Below are 14,522 nucleotides of genomic sequence, written 5' to 3'. Positions count from 1 at the left end.
TCAGTTGAATGCGGTTTTGTGAATGCGGCCTCTGAACGCGGTCCTCGTACGTCAGTCGCTGTACTGCTGGGGGGAAGGCGGCCGGGACCGCGCCGAGTTGTCGCCGAGTGTCCCGGACAGCCAGGTGCTGTACGAGTCCTGCCAGCCGTCCTTGAGGTAGTCCACCAGTACCTGATTGACCCGGCGTACCAGATCGTCCGCCTCCCGGTTCATCGCCACGCCGTAGTACTCGGTGGTGAACGGCTCCCCCTTCAGATCGACCGTCGGATCCTGCGCCGCCTGGCTCGCGGCGAGGGCGCCGTCGGTGACCACGGCGTCGACCTCACCGAGCTGCAGTCTCACCAGGCAGTCGAGTTGGTTGGGGACCGTCAGGGATATGTCGGCGGAGTCGACCAGCTTGCCCGACTCCTTGCCGGCCTGGAGAGTGGACAGGGCGGTGGAAGTGGCCGCCGTACAGATTTTCTTGCCGGCCAGCGTCTTGTCATAGCCCTTGATCGTCGAGGACTTGGGGGCCAGGATCTGCTGCCCGGTCCTGAAGTACGGCTGGGAGAAGGCGACGTCCCGCATGCGCTCGCAACTGATCGTCATGGTGCGGACCACCATGTCGACCTCCTTGTCCTGGAGCGCGCGGATGCGCTGGCTGGTCGGAATCGCCCTGAAGCGCACCTTGTTCGGGTCGCCGAGTATCTCCTCGGCGATGCGGTGCACGATGTCGATGTCGAAGCCCTCCAGCACGGCTTCGTCCTTGGTGCTGTTCGGGTCGCGGTAGCCCCAGCGGTAGCTGTTCTGGTCGACGCCGACCGTGATGACGCCGTTGTTCCTGATGCGCTTGATCGTCGGGCCGGAGTTGTCGGAGGAGGGGCTGAGGCTCTGGTTCTCCGGATCCTTCATCGTGGCGCACTCGTCCGCCCGCGTCTGTGTACCCCGGGCCACACCCTGACCCCCGGTGCCCGTGCTGCCGTCGCCGCGCGTCCCGCTCACCGGCAGCACCAGGGCGAAGACCAGGGTCAGGGCGCAGAGGACCGCCATCGCACCTACGCCGCCCCAGCCCCTGAGACCGGCCCGCAGGCGTCGTACCGCATCCATCGCTCCCTCCTCCACCGTGTCTCCTCCCGCCGTCGTCACCGGTACTCCGAAAGCCTGCGTCCGATGCCCAGCACCGCGCCCGCCGCGCCCAGCACGGCCAGTACGGCGGCGCCCACCGGCAGCCCGACCATCGCGCCACGGCCCCTCTCGGCCGCCGTCGTGAACTCGTGCTTCTCGTACCTGCTGGCGATGCCCAGGTTCTTGTCGACCTCGTCGAAGCACTCCCTGGTCGACTTGCCGCCGTCCGGGCAGTCGGCGGTGGGCCTGCCCCCGATGACCTGGTCGAGAGCGCACTGGTAGTCGCCCTTGTCGTCGGCGGCGCGGGCCTTGCCGTGCCGCTCGCGCCACTCCTCCATGCCGAGGCCGGCGGCCTTCACGGGCTTGGCACCGCTGTCGTCGTCGGCCAGCCGCTCGGCGGCGGCCAACCGGCGTTCGAGGTTGCGCATCTCGATCCCGAAGTTGTGGTCGAACTCGTCCACGCTCTTCTTCTCGCCGTCGACCACGATCTGGATCGACTGCGCCCCCCGGCTGATGAGCGTCAGGTTCTCGTTGCCGCGGGCGGTGAGGGACGCGATGCGGGCGTCGTTGAGGACGGTCAGGGACCGCACACCGTGTTCGTAGGAGTCGTTCAGCCCCGCGCGGGCGAGGGTGTGACCGCCGGCCAGCCACAACAGGACCACGGTGGAGGCGGCCGTCGCCGCGACCAGGCCGTGGTTCAGCACCCGGTTGGTGCGCCGGTAGTTGCGGCGCTGGGCCCAGACGAGGCCTCCGATGGCGAGGACTCCGAGGCCGAGCGCGGCCCACGGATACGACGTGGCGTCCTCGTAGTCGTCGCGGAGCCGTTCGTTCTCGTTGTCGTAGATGCTCTGGGCCTCTTCGAGCATCTTCTGCGACTTGTCGTTCGCGTAGCGCAGGTAGGCGCCGCCCAGTGGGTAGCCCAACCGGTTGTTGGCGCGGGCCCGTTCGATCAGGCCCTTGTACTCGGGCAGCAGGGTGTTCAGTCTGGCGATGCGTTTCTCGGAGTCGGAGCCGGACTCCGACGCGGTCGCCGCGACAGCCAGTTGTCGGGCCGCCTCCTGCATCTCCCGCTCGTAGTCCTCGCGCGACTGCTCGGTCTCCTGCCCGCCCGCGAGGAATCCGCTGGAGGCCGCAGTGTTGGCGGCGGCCAGGGAACTGTAGATCTCCGCCGCCGCGGAGCTGAGCGGCTGACTGCCGTGCAGTACGTCGTCGGCGGCGGCCGAGCGGTCGTTCATCTGCCAGGCGGTGACGGAGCCGAACGCGACGACCAGGAGGGCGAGGACGGCGCCGATGATGCGGAGCCGGCCGGGTTCGGTCGTCGCGGCGGCGCGCACCTGGTCGAGGCCCTCCGCGAACGCGGTCCGGCGGGGCGGGCCGCCGTCCGGGGCCGGGGGCGGCAGGGGGGGCCTCGGCGCGTGCGCGGTCTGCGGCGGCACGGCCGGTCCCGGGCCCACGGGTGGTGCCGACGGCGCCGCGCTGCCCTCCGGCGTGTATGTCACCTGACCTCCCCCTGGTCATCCGTCCATCACTTCCGCCCGCTCGCACGGACAGAGGTGCACGGGCGCAAGTATCGCCGCCGGGACTGACATCGGACAGGCCTTGACTCGATCTTGTTCCCCGATCGTGTCCGTAGGTGCCGCACGCGTCCGATTCCGGCGCAGCACAAGGCTTCCCGCAGCACCCCCTGCCCATGAATACGCGCATCGATCGGGTTCGGTTCCCTAGGGTTCGAACGCGTTCGAGGTGGAGGTCCGGGGAGGGAACGGGCGGACGGTGACGCGTGGATCGGCGACGCGTGGAAACGGCGACGCGTGGAAACGGCGCGGGCGGACTCGGCGGGGGCGCGCCCTCATCTCAGGGAGGGGCACCCTCTTTCGTAATGCGCCCGCACGCGCGCGTGCGCGACCTTCGGGGCGCCCACCCGGTCGAGTCCGAGCAACGCCGCGCCGAGCACCGGGGCGGCCGTGACCACCCGGGGCACGGCCTTGGGCGCGGCGGCCGCCAACGCCGCACGGACCCGGCCGTCGAGGAGGGAGTGCCGGGCGGCGAGGACGCCGCCGCCGAGGAGGACGGGGGTCTCCTCTCCGAGGAGGTCCAGGCGGGTCAGGGCCACCGTCGCCATGGCCACCACCTCCTCGGCCATGCGGTCCACCAGCGCGCGGGCCACCGGGTCACCGGCATCCGCCGTGGCGAACAGGACCGGGGTGAGCTCGTGGCGGCGGGCGGCCGGGATGTCCTCCAGGTGCAGGGCCTGGATCAGGGCGTACATGCAGTCCAGGCCGAAGTGCGCGGGCAGTGTGTCGGTGAGTGCCGTGGGGCCGCCCCGGCCGTCCTCCGCGCGGGCCGCGTGCCACATCGCCTCCTCGGCCAGGCCCCAACCGCCTCCCCAGTCACCGGAGATGCGCCCGAGTGCCGGAAACCGGGCGGTGCGGCCGTCGGGGCGCATACCGACGCAGTTGACGCCCGCCCCGCACACCACGGCCACGCCCCGGGGTTCGGCCACTCCCGCCCGCAGGATCGCGAAGGTGTCGTTGCGGACCTCGACGGTCGTGCCCCACGCGCGCGTGCGCAACTCCGCCGCCAGCCGCTCCTCCTCCACGGGGAAGTCGGCGTTGGCCAGACACGCCGAGACATGGTCGACCGAGCCGACCCCGGCTTCGACCCCGGCTTCGACCCCGACCCCGGCCCCGGCCCCGACCCTGGCCCCGGCCTCGGCGAAGGCCTGCCGTACGACCTCCGCGAGGCCGTCGACGGCTGCCGCCACACCCACGGTCGGCGGCTGGAACCCGCCGCCGCGCGCCGCGCCCAGCACCTCCCCGTCCGGCGCGATCACGGCCACGTCGGTCTTGCTGTTGCCCGCGTCGACGGCGAGCACGCTCCCACGCCCGCCGTCAGGCCCACGCCGCCCCCTCTCCGGGCCTGTGGGCCCGCCCGTCTCTGGGCCCGTGCGCCGGCCTGCCTCTGTGCCCATGGGCTGGCCTGCCTCTGTGCCCGTGCGCCGGCCTGCCTCCGGGCCCGTGCGCGCCCCCGCACGTTCGCCGTCGCTCACGCCCACGCGAGGTGCTCCCGGTTGTGTGCGATCAGTCGGTCGGTGAGGGTCTCGGCGTACTCGTACTGGCCGATCAGGGGGTGGGCGAGCAGCGCCCTGAACACCCGGTCCCGGCCGCCTCGCAGCGCCGCGTCGAGGGCCAGGTCTTCGTACGCCGTCACGTTGGCCATCAGGCCGGCGTAGAGAGGGGCGACGGTCGGCACCGGGAGCGGCGTCGCGCCCCGCCCGCTCACGGCGGCCTGCACCTCGATCACCGCGTCGTCGGGCAGGAAGGGCAGCGTGCCGCGGTTGAGGGTGTTCACCACCTGGTAGGTGCTGCCCCCGTCGCGCAGCAGCGACGCCGCGAGGTCGACGGCCGCCTCCGAGTAGAAGGCCCCGCCCCGCCCGGCGAGCAGCGCGGGCTTCTCGTCGAGCGCCGGGTCGGCGTACAGCTCCAGCAACTCCTGCTCTAAAGCGGCCACTTCGGCGGCACGTGACGGCTTGGTCCCCAGCTCCCGCACGACCTCGTCGTGGGCGTAGTAGTAGCGCAGGTAGTAGGAGGGGACCACGCCGAGGCGGTCCAGGACCGGGCGGGGCAGGCGCAGGTCGGACGCGATGGACTCGCCGTGCTCGGCCAGCAGCTTCGGCAGGACGTCCTCGCCGGAGGGGCCGCCCAGGCGGACACCGGTCTCCCAGGTGAGGTGGTTGAGGCCCACGTGGTCCAGATGGACCTCGGCCGGGGGCACACCGAGACGCGCGGCGAACTTCCGTTGCAGACCGATCGCCACGTTGCACAGGCCGACCGCCCTGTGGCCCGCCCGGAGCAGGGCGCGGGTCACGATCCCCACCGGGTTGGTGAAGTCGATGATCCAGGCGTCCGGGCTCGTACGGCGGACCCGTTCGGCGATGTCCAGGACGACCGGGACCGTGCGCAGTGCCTTGGCCAGGCCGCCGGCGCCCGTCGTCTCCTGTCCGACGCAGCCGCACTCCAGGGGCCAGGTCTCGTCCCGCTCCCGGGCGGCCTGGCCGCCGACGCGGAGCTGGAGGAGGACGGCGTCGGCGCCCTCGACGCCCCGGTCCAGGTCGCCGGTGGTGACGACCCGCCCGGGGTGCCCCTGGCGGGCGAGGATACGGCGGGCCAGGCCGCCGACCAGTTCCAACCGGTCGGCGGCCGGATCGACGAGCACCAGCTCCTCGATCGGCAGCGTGTCCCTGAGCCGGGCGAACCCGTCGACGAGTTCGGGTGTGTAGGTCGAGCCTCCGCCGACCACGGTGAGTTTCATAGCTGTATCAACCCCTCACTCCGGCCAGGGTGACGCCCCGACCAACGCCTTCTGGGCGAAGAGGAGCACGAGGAGCACGGGGGCCATGACCAGCACGGTGTCGCGGCCGTGGTCAGAGATTCCGGTCGGTGCGGTGCGCGCTTCGAAGGACTCCGGGGGAACCGGACAGGTCCAGCTGCTTGGCCCTGAACAGGTACATCGGGCTCACGGCGACCAGAGGCGGCAGCGCGGCGTCATCATCGAGATGGCCGGCATCGGCGCCGCATTGCGGCCCCGGAAGCGGAACACGGCGAGCGCGTACGCCACCGGGACGGACGACACGACGGTGAGGACGGTGCCGAGCGTGTGTGTGGACCAGAGTGTTCCCCAGGTCAGGGCGCCCTGGGTGTCCAGGACCTGCCGGTAGTTGCCTTCACCTCGTCGGGCACGCTCCACGCGTGCCAGAAGGTGATCGCCGTCCTGGCGTCCGGCCACGAGAAAGCCCCCGGGCGGCGGAGTCGTCGCCTGGGGGCCGGTGCCCGCGTCGGGGCGGTGGTGCTACTTCACGTCGGCGTAGTCCCCTGCGGACGTCTTCGCCGCCGTGGTGGACGTTCCCGCGAACTTGTAGCGGTAGGAGCCGTCCTTCGACGCCTTCACGGTGGTGGACAGGGCCCCGCCCGTGCCGGACGTCACCGTCTTCACGTCGGTGTAGGCGGCGGCACCCTTCGCCTTGAACTGGAGGGTGACCTTCTGGCCCTTGTAGCCCGCGTACCTGCCGGTGTTCCAGTCGGCACGGGTGAGTGCGCCCTTGACGGTCAGGGTCCTGCCCTTGACGACCGGCTCCGGGGTGGCGTTCACCGTGACCTTGGAGATCCGCTGGAGCTTCGCGGTGCCGAGGTTGCCCCACAGGTCGAGGCCGGTGTGCGCGCTGATGTGGTCGTCGGACTCGTCGAGGTCGAACGCCGTCTCGCTGTAGAGCGCGGCGGCCTTCCAGGTGGTGGCGTCCGCGGCCGTGTAGAGGTTGTCCCGCGGGTCGATGGTGAGCTTCGCCGCGCAGGACTCGGTCACCGTGGTGTCGGTCGTCGCGGTCGTGGTGCAGACGGGCTTCGAGTCCGCTTCGACGGCGTTGTCGTTCTCCGCCAGCGACCCCCGGTACAGGGCGACGATCAGGAAGTTGTTCTTGTAGTCGATGACGAGATCGTCCGGCCGGGTGAAGCTGTACGTGACCGGCACGGTCACCGCGGCCTTGGTGCCGACCGCGATCGGCTTGCCGTTGTTGACCGTGACGGCACCGAAGGTCAGGTTCGGTGAGTCGGCCAGCGCGGTGGGCGCGGCGAGGCAGGTGAGAGCCAGGGCGCCGGACACGGCGGCGCCTAGGGCGAGCTTGCGCATGAGTCCCCACATTCGCAGCGGGCCCCTGGGCGTTGCGCTCCAGAACAAGGGCCCGCTGATGGGGTGAGAGTAGGCGATCATGCGTGTGGAGGGAACGCGGGGTGGCTGTGAAGACGGTGAGGAACGCACTGGTCATCCGCGTGCCGTCATCCGCGTGCCGTCATCCGCATGCCGTCATCCGGATGCCGTCGTCCGGATGCCGGTCATGCGGATGCCCGTCATGCGGACGACGGCGTCCGGACGCTGGCCCCCGCCCCGAGGCGGGGCACCCGGCCGTGCAAAAACCCGGACCGTCAGGCGGAGATGCCGTCGATCCGGGCCAACGCGTCGTCCGCGCCGAACGGCTGCAAGTAGGGCAGCCAGCGCGGGTCCCTATGGCCCGTGCCGATGATGCGCCAGGCCAGCCCCGCGGGCGGAGCGGGTTTGTGTCGGAGCCGCCAGCCGATCTCGACGAGATGGCGGTCGGCCTTGACGTGGTTGCAGCGGCGGCACGACGCGACGACGTTGTCCCAGACGTGCTTGCCCCCACGGCTGCGCGGGATGACGTGGTCGACGCTGGTTGCGACGCCACCGCAGTACATGCACCGGCCCCCGTCGCGGGCGAACAGCGCCCGACGGGTGAGAGGAACGGGCCCCCGATAGGGGACCCGGACGAATCGCTTGAGCCGGACCACGCTGGGTGCGGGGACTGTGACGGTCGCGCTGTGCAGATAGGCGCCGGATTCTTCCAGGGAGACGGCCTTGTTCTCCAGGACGAGGACGAGCGCGCGGCGGAGCGGTACGACGCCGAGTGGCTCGTACGACGCGTTGAGGACCAGGACGTGCGGCACGGATGCCTCCTTGTACGCCGGCGGCGCGTGGCTCGCGCCGTGGACGATCCGTAGTCAGTCTCTCCTCAGGCCTGGTGGAAGCGCCACCATGTCCCGGTAACGGGCTGGGAGTGTTTTCGACCACACCTCATTCATCCCCCGCCGCGTGCGCCCTTCACTCCCTGGTGAGCGCCCTGTCTCCCTCGAACATGGTCACGACCTCCACGCGATGCCCCGTTAGTGTGGTGGGTCTGCCCGTCCGGTGACCTTTCCGTGACCCGCTGGATCTTGACCGCCGTACCGGAGGGCAGTACCGCACCTGGAGGTACCCGCCGTGTCGTCCGTTTCTTCCCTGCCCCTCCTACCGGCCGCCGCCACGCCGTCGCCGTCGCCGTCGGAGACGTCGACGACACCGGCCGTGCCGTCGCTGGAGGACGCCCAGGAGAGCGCCACCAACGCCGCCGGCTGGGTGGAGGAGAACTGGTCCACATGGCTGGCCATCGGTCTGCGCGTCCTGCTGATCGTGGTGATCGCGGTGGTGCTGAGAGTGGTGGTCCGGCGGGCGATCACCAAGCTCATAGAACGGATGAACCGCTCCGTCCCGGGTGTCGAGGGCGGCACCCTGGGCGGTCTGCTGGTCAACGTCGAGCGCCGCCGTCAGCGTTCCCAGGCCATCGGCTCGGTGCTGCGGTCGGTGGCGTCCTTCCTGATCCTGGGCACCGCCGCCCTGATGGTGCTCGCCACCTTCGAGATCAACCTCGCCCCGCTGCTGGCCTCCGCCGGTGTCGCGGGCGTCGCCATCGGTTTCGGCGCCCGGAACCTGGTCACGGACTTCCTCTCCGGCGTCTTCATGATCCTGGAGGACCAGTACGGCGTCGGCGACACTGTCGACGCGGGCGTCGCCTCCGGCGAGGTCATCGAGGTCGGCCTGCGTGTCACCAAGCTGCGCGGCGACAACGGCGAGATCTGGTACGTCCGCAACGGCGAGGTCAAACGCATCGGCAACCTCTCCCAGGGCTGGGCCACGGCCGGCGTCAATGTCACCGTCCGGCACGACGAGGACCTCGACAAGGTCCGCCGCACCCTGCTGGAGGTCGGCGAGGCGATGAGCAAGGAGGAGCCCTGGAACGAGCTGCTCTGGGGCCCCATCGAGGTCCTCGGCCTCGACGACGTGCTCCTGGACTCGATGGTCGTCCGCGTCTCCGCCAAGACCATGCCCGGCAAGGCCCTCACCGTGGAGCGCGAGCTGCGCTGGCGCATCAAGAAGGCATTCGACGCCGCCGACATCCGCATCGTCGGGGGCGTCCCGGCCCTCGCGGCCGAGGAGGACGCCGACCCGACGGCCGCCGTGGCGGCCCCGTCCGTCTACGCCAGCGCGACCTCGCCCCAGTCGGAGCGGGCCACGCCGATCGCGCCGTCGGGTGTGCCGAAGTAGCCCATGCCTTCGGGTGCGCCGGAGAAGCGCACAAGGGCGTACGCGGTGGTGTGCGCCCTCAGGGGGCGCCCGGATCTCTCCGGGCGCCCCTTTTTCTTTCCTGACCCCTTGTCCCCGCCCCAGGAGCACCCCCGTCCTCCTGGGACGCCGGACCGGGGTCCTACCCGTACCGCAGCTCGGCGGGCCGGACGGTCCGACGCAGCAGCGGCAGCGATGTGGCCGCCGCCAGCAGACAGACGGCGTACACCGCGACGGGCACCAGCAGCGCCCCGTACGGCACCACCGTGAAGTCGCTCACGCCGAGCGCGTAGACGAAGGCGATCGCCGTGCCCCCGACCCCACCCACCAGCACCGCGGGTCCCAGCGGCAGGGCGGTCTCCAGCAGCAGCGCACGGCCCAGCACCTCGTACGGCACCCCGGCGGCGGCCTGCGCGGCCAGCCCCCGGCGGCGGGTGGCGAGTGACTCGGCGGTGCCGACGGCGAGCCCGAAGAGGGTGACGGCGAAGCCGAGGAGGATGGCCGCGGCGGCGAAGTCCAGGCCGGTGATGTAGAAGGCGTCGCTCTCTGACAGTTTCTTGGGCCCGGCGACGTCCGCGAGCAGCGCCTGCCGTACGCCGATGTACCCGCTGCCGACGACGGCCACCACGAGGACGGCCGCGTGGGTGCGGGCCGCCGCCCACGGATCGTCCCGCAGCCGCTCGGCGGCGATCAGCACCGCCGGGTCTGCGGTGCGCCCGGCGAGCAGCCGGCCGGTGAGCCCGGAGACCGCGCCGGAGAGCAGCACCGCGCCCGCGCCCACCGCGAGCAGCGCCCCGCAGAGGGTCAGCGGAGCCCGGCCCGACTTGTATCCGGGCACGCCTCCGTCGGTGTCGGCGACGGCCATGAGTGTCGCGAGCACCAGCAGCCCCACCGCTCCCAGGAACACCCACCCGGGCCGTCGACCCGTGGCCGGTGTGACGCGGCGCACCCATCCCAGCGGAGAGGCCACCACCCGGCGCAGCGCCAGCACGCTCACGCCCGCGCCCAGCACCGGCACGCCCAGCGCCACCAGCGTGATCACGATCCAGGCCGCCACGGTGGGGCTCCGCCACGCGCTCAGCAGGAACACCACGAAGACGAGGGTGGTGACCAGGGAGCCGGCCAGAGCGGCCAGCCCCGTCTCCAGGGCCGCGATCCGGCGCACCTGTCCCGCGGAGGCGCCGGCCAGCCGCAGCCCGGCCAGCCGCCGGTCCCGGTGGACGGCGCCCACCCGGGTGCACTGGCCGAGGAACCCGAGCACCGGGCCCAGCAGGAGCAGCAGGGCCAGGATCACCCCGGAACGATGACTGGTGTCGTCGAGCAGACCACCGGCCATGTCCACCCGGTACCGGCCCTCCAGTGAGGTCAGAACGCCCGCCGACAGGCCGAGCGCCGTCGCCATGGCCGCCCCCAGCCCGGTCAGCGACGCCCGCCACCACTCGCGCCGGTCGGAGCCCCGGGTCAGGAGCAGGGCGAGGCGGAATTCGTTCGCCGGGGCGCTCACCGGGACACCTCCAGGGAAAGGTCGGCCTCGGAGACCACGACGCCGTCCTTCAGCGAGACCTCGCGGTCCGCGTACGCCGCGGTCTGCGCGTCGTGCGTGATCAGCAGCACCGCCGTACCGGACTCCCGGGCCGTGTGCGTCAGCGCCGCCATCACCTGCTCGCTCGCCAGCGAGTCCAGCGCCCCGGTCGGCTCGTCCGCGAACACCACCTTCGGCCCCGTCACCAGCGCCCGCGCCAGCGACACCCGCTGCGCCTGGCCGCCGCTCATCTCGCCGGGCCGCTGCTCCTGCTGCCCACGTACGCCGAACCGCTCCAGCCACGTACCGGCTCGCTCCCGTGCCTCCTTGCGGGACACGCCCGCCAGCAGCAGCGGCAGCGCGACGTTGTCGACGGCCGTCAGTTCGGGGATCAGCTGCCCGAACTGGAAGACGACCCCGAAGTCCGTCCGGCGCAGTGCGCTGAGCCGCTTCTCGGGGAGCCGGTCGAGCCGCTGCCCGGCATACGCCACCGAACCCTCGTCCGGCCGGACGATCCCCGCCAGACAGTGCAGCAACGTGGACTTGCCGCTGCCGCTTGCCCCGGTGACGGCGAGGATCTCGCCCTCGCGCAGCTCCACCGAGGCGCCGCGCAGCGCCCGCGTCCTGCCGTGCTCCTTGACGAGGCCACGGGCCGTCAGCAGCGGCACGGGGCCGGGATCGTTGTGGGTGTTCTTCTCGTTCACGCTGTGTGGACCTCCGCGGTCAGGTTGGTCAGCCGGGCCGTGGTGGTGTTCATCCAGCGGAGGTCGGCGTCGAGATGGTCGAGGGCGTAGTCCGCCGCGAGCACGGTCGACAGATCGGCCCCCGGCGCGGTCTTCACGGCCGTCAGCTCCCGCATCCGCGCCATGTGCGCGGTGCGCTGCGCCCGTAGGTAGCCGGCCGGATCGCCGCCTGCGAGGATCGAGACGACGAGCTTGGCGAAGATCTCGTTCGCCACGAACGGCGCGGGCGGGGTGATCTCTCCGGCCCACTTGGCCAGTTCGCGTGCCCCCTCGTCCGTCGAGCGGTACATCGTCCGCTCCGGACCGCCCTCCGCCTCCGTGCCGTCGATCGCGGCGAGCCCGTCGCGGACCAGTCGCTGCAGGGTCGTGTAGACCTGCCCGTAGGCCAGCGGACGGGCCTGCGGAAAGCGTTCGTCGTGCCGTCGCTTGAGGTCGTAGCCATGGCTCGACCCGCCGGCGAGCAGCCCCAACAGGATGTGACGAGTGCTCATGCCCTCAGTATGCACTGAGTACATGTACTTAGTGAATAGTGATCGGGGAAGCGGTGGGAAATGGTCTGGAGAGGACTCGATGCGCAGGACCCGGGTCCTGCGGTGACCGACGTGAGCCGGAACCGGCACGAAAGTGACCAGAACCACGATGTCGGTCCACCTACGTCTGCGGCGGCGCCGACTGGGTAGGGCTGGAGTACCCCGGACCAGCACCCCGACGCCGTACGACGACCAGGAGGCCCCCGTGGCTGCACCGGCCCATGTCCCGACCCAGGCCCGCTCCAAACGCGAGGCGCACCCCTTCGAGCTGAACGAACCGCATGTCTGCGTCTTCAGCGCCGAAGGCCCCTGCGCCGACGTCCCCCTCACCAGCGAGCCCCCACTCCCTGACGCCGCACCCCTCACCAGCGAGCCGCCCCTGACCGACGCGGCCCCTCTCACCAGCGAGCCCACGTCCCACGGCGCCGCCTCGGGGGTCTAGATGACAGCAGATCCAGGGGGTACGAGCCCGATGCCCGACACCCCGCTGGCCCGGCTCGCCGCGCTCCACGGTGTCGCCACCTCCTACAGCCCCTCCCCGGACCGCACGGTCGCGGCCTCGGACGGCGCGGTCGTGGCCGCCCTCGCCGCGCTGGACGTCGACGCGAGCACCCCCGAGGCCGTCACCGCCGCTCTCGCGGCACGCCAACGGCAGTTGGCCGAACGGCTGTTGCCGCCGACGGTGGTGTGCTGGGCCGACGGCGAGCCCCCCGCCGCCCTGGCCGCACTCCCGGACGGCACCCGGCTGCGTATCGAGACCGAACAGGGCGAAGTCCACTCCGGCATCGCGAAGTTGCCCCCCGGCGTGCACGCCCTGCGCGCCACCACCCCCGACGGCCGTACCTCCGACGCCCACCTCGTCGCGGCCCCGGCCCGGCTGCCCGCTCCGCCCGACCGCGCCCACGGCCTGCTGGTCCAGCTCTACTCTCTCCTCTCACACCGTAGTTGGGGCATGGGCGACCTCGGCGACCTCGCCGAACTCGCCGCCTGGGCCGGCCGCTCCCTCGGCGCCGGATTCGTCCAGGTCAACCCGCTGCACGCGGCCGTCCCCGGCGCCCCCACCGACCCCTCCCCGTACCGGCCGTCCTCCCGCCGTTACCCCGACCCCGTCCATCTGCGCGTCGAGGACGTCCAGGAGTACGCGTACGCCCTCACCTCGGGCCTCTCCGCCGACTACCGCGACCGCCTGGGCGCGCTCCCGGAGCGGGCCGCGCGGCTGCGGGAATCCGTCCTGGCCAAGGGCGAGCTGATCGACCGGGACGCGGTGTGGGACCTCAAGCGCGAGGCCCTGGAGCTGGTGCGTGCCGTACCGCTCGGCCCCGGGCGGCGGGCCGCGTACTGGGACTTTCTCGCCGAGGAGGGCGAGGCACTGGAGGACCACGCCACCTGGTGCGCGCTCGCCGAGGTGTACGGCTCCGACTGGCAGCGCTGGCCGGAGGGCCTGCGCGACCCGCGCTCCGCCGAGACCGCCCGCGCACGCGGTGAGCTGATGGACCGCGTCGACTTCCACACCCGCCTGGCCTGGCTCACCGACGCCCAGCTCGGCACCGCGCAGCGCTCCGCGCGCGACGCCGGCATGCCGATCGGCCTGGTCCACGACCTGGCGGTCGGCGTCCACCCCGGCGGCGCCGACGCCTGGGCCCAGCAGGAGTACTTCGCGGCCGGCATGTCCGTCGGCGCGCCCCCCGACGCCTTCAACTCACGGGGCCAGGACTGGGGCCTGCCGCCCTGGCGGCCGGACCGCCTGGCCGAGTCCGGCTACGCCCCCTACCGCCGCCTCCTGCGCGCCCTCCTGCGCCACGCGGGTGCCCTGCGCATCGACCACGTCATGGGCCTGTTCCGCCTGTGGTGGGTCCCCCAGGGCCAGGCGCCGACCGAGGGCACATACGTCCGCTACGACGCCGACGCCATGCTCGCCATCCTGGTCCTGGAGGCCTCGCGGGCCGGTGCCCTGGTGATCGGTGAGGACCTCGGCACGGTCGAGCCGGGCGTCCGTGAGGCCCTCGACGTACGCGGCGTCCTGGGCACCTCCGTCCTCTGGTTCGAACGCGACTGGGAGGGCACCGGCCGCCCGCTCCCGCCCGAACGCTGGCGCGCGAACTGCCTCGCCACCGCCACCACCCACGACCTCCCGCCCACCGCGTCCCGGCTCACCTGCGACCACGTCGAGCTCCGCCACGGCCTCGGCCTGCTCACCCGTTCCCTGGACGAGGAACGCGCCGAGGCCGCCGCCGACACCGCCGAATGGCTGGCCCTCCTGGCCCGACTGGGCCTGCTCGACGGCGCGGGCGGAGGCCTCTCCACCGCCTCCGAGGAGGACCGGATCCAGGCCGTCCACCGCTTCCTGCTGCGCACCCCCGCCCGCATGATCGGCCTCTGGCTCCCCGACACGGTCGGCGACCGCCGGCCGCAGAACCTCCCCGGCACGTGGGACCAGTACCCGAACTGGCGCCTCCCGATCGCCGACGCGGCCGGTCGCCCGGTGACGCTGGAGGACCTGGCGGCGTCCCCTCGGCTGCATGCGCTGGTGGAGGTTCTGCGGGGCGCCTCATAGCTCGGGGTGTCTCATAGCCCGGGGGTGCGGGTTCGTCGGCGGGTGCGGGTGGTTCGTGGTTGCTCGCGCAGTTCCCCGCGCCCCTTTCGGGCCTGCGGCCCGACAAGGCGGGGCGCAGCCCCTGC

At 72.2% G+C, this 14,522-nt stretch carries 12 protein-coding genes and 1 pseudogene; 3 read left to right on the top strand and 10 right to left on the bottom strand.

Going from position 1 to position 14,522, the window contains the following annotated elements:
* Positions 1–51 precede the first annotated feature (51 nt).
* The 7 genes and pseudogenes from ACFY9I_RS03575 to ACFY9I_RS03545 all read right to left on the bottom strand — a co-directional run bounded on the left by ACFY9I_RS03575 (position 52) and on the right by ACFY9I_RS03545 (position 7,616).
* Positions 52–1,086, bottom strand: coding sequence for a transporter substrate-binding domain-containing protein (locus tag ACFY9I_RS03575; RefSeq protein ID WP_390996107.1), 1,035 nt, complete (start codon positions 1,084–1,086; stop codon positions 52–54).
* Positions 1,087–1,121: 35 nt separating this feature from the next.
* Entirely contained in the window at positions 1,122–2,603 is a 1,482-nt protein-coding gene (locus ACFY9I_RS03570) for a hypothetical protein (protein WP_390996104.1), read from the bottom strand.
* Between the two features lie 350 nt (positions 2,604–2,953).
* The gene (locus ACFY9I_RS03565; RefSeq protein WP_390996101.1) at positions 2,954–3,979 is read right to left on the bottom strand and encodes a BadF/BadG/BcrA/BcrD ATPase family protein; all 1,026 of its coding nucleotides are present in this window, start codon (positions 3,977–3,979) and stop codon (positions 2,954–2,956) included.
* A gap of 170 nt (positions 3,980–4,149) precedes the next feature.
* On the bottom strand, positions 4,150–5,415 hold the full coding sequence (locus tag ACFY9I_RS03560) for a 6-phospho-beta-glucosidase (RefSeq protein ID WP_390996098.1): 1,266 nt from the start codon (positions 5,413–5,415) through the stop codon (positions 4,150–4,152).
* 157 nt (positions 5,416–5,572) lie between these two features.
* A pseudogene (locus ACFY9I_RS03555) lies at positions 5,573–5,826 on the bottom strand (carbohydrate ABC transporter permease); the annotation flags it as partial.
* Positions 5,827–5,952: 126 nt separating this feature from the next.
* Complete coding sequence (locus ACFY9I_RS03550; protein WP_390996096.1) at positions 5,953–6,786, bottom strand: hypothetical protein; 834 nt, start codon at positions 6,784–6,786, stop codon at positions 5,953–5,955.
* 293 nt (positions 6,787–7,079) lie between these two features.
* The gene (locus ACFY9I_RS03545; RefSeq protein WP_390996094.1) at positions 7,080–7,616 is read right to left on the bottom strand and encodes an HNH endonuclease; all 537 of its coding nucleotides are present in this window, start codon (positions 7,614–7,616) and stop codon (positions 7,080–7,082) included.
* Between the two features lie 313 nt (positions 7,617–7,929).
* Between ACFY9I_RS03545 and ACFY9I_RS03540 the strand changes: the two genes are divergently transcribed.
* Positions 7,930–9,030, top strand: a complete 1,101-nt coding sequence (locus ACFY9I_RS03540) for a mechanosensitive ion channel domain-containing protein (protein WP_390996091.1) — start codon at positions 7,930–7,932, stop codon at positions 9,028–9,030.
* Positions 9,031–9,190: 160 nt separating this feature from the next.
* Here the strand turns inward: ACFY9I_RS03540 and ACFY9I_RS03535 are convergent, their stop codons facing one another.
* The 3 genes from ACFY9I_RS03535 to ACFY9I_RS03525 are packed head-to-tail and all read right to left on the bottom strand — an operon-like array spanning position 9,191 to position 11,804.
* On the bottom strand, positions 9,191–10,552 hold the full coding sequence (locus tag ACFY9I_RS03535; protein ID WP_390996088.1) for an ABC transporter permease: 1,362 nt from the start codon (positions 10,550–10,552) through the stop codon (positions 9,191–9,193).
* The gene (locus ACFY9I_RS03530; protein WP_390996085.1) at positions 10,549–11,274 is read right to left on the bottom strand and encodes an ATP-binding cassette domain-containing protein; all 726 of its coding nucleotides are present in this window, start codon (positions 11,272–11,274) and stop codon (positions 10,549–10,551) included. The genes ACFY9I_RS03535 and ACFY9I_RS03530 overlap by 4 nt, the downstream gene beginning before the upstream one ends.
* Positions 11,271–11,804, bottom strand: a complete 534-nt coding sequence (locus tag ACFY9I_RS03525; protein ID WP_390996082.1) for a helix-turn-helix transcriptional regulator — start codon at positions 11,802–11,804, stop codon at positions 11,271–11,273. The genes ACFY9I_RS03530 and ACFY9I_RS03525 overlap by 4 nt, the downstream gene beginning before the upstream one ends.
* A 244-nt stretch (positions 11,805–12,048) precedes the next feature.
* Here ACFY9I_RS03525 and ACFY9I_RS03520 point away from each other — a divergent pair, with 244 nt between their 5' ends.
* Positions 12,049–12,285 (top strand): hypothetical protein, encoded by a 237-nt coding sequence (locus ACFY9I_RS03520; RefSeq protein ID WP_390996079.1) that lies wholly within the window; start codon positions 12,049–12,051, stop codon positions 12,283–12,285.
* 30 nt (positions 12,286–12,315) lie between these two features.
* Positions 12,316–14,397 carry a 4-alpha-glucanotransferase gene (gene malQ, locus ACFY9I_RS03515; RefSeq protein WP_390996076.1) on the top strand — a complete coding sequence of 694 codons (2,082 nt, stop codon included), beginning with the start codon at positions 12,316–12,318 and terminating at the stop codon, positions 14,395–14,397.
* Positions 14,398–14,522 lie beyond the last annotated feature (125 nt).

The sequence above is a fragment of the Streptomyces sp. NPDC012510 genome, from assembly GCF_042955065.1.
In the GTDB taxonomy this organism is placed as follows: domain Bacteria; phylum Actinomycetota; class Actinomycetes; order Streptomycetales; family Streptomycetaceae; genus Streptomyces.
Note: the sequence above shows the minus strand (reverse complement) of the source record. Positions and strands in the feature narration are given on the sequence as shown.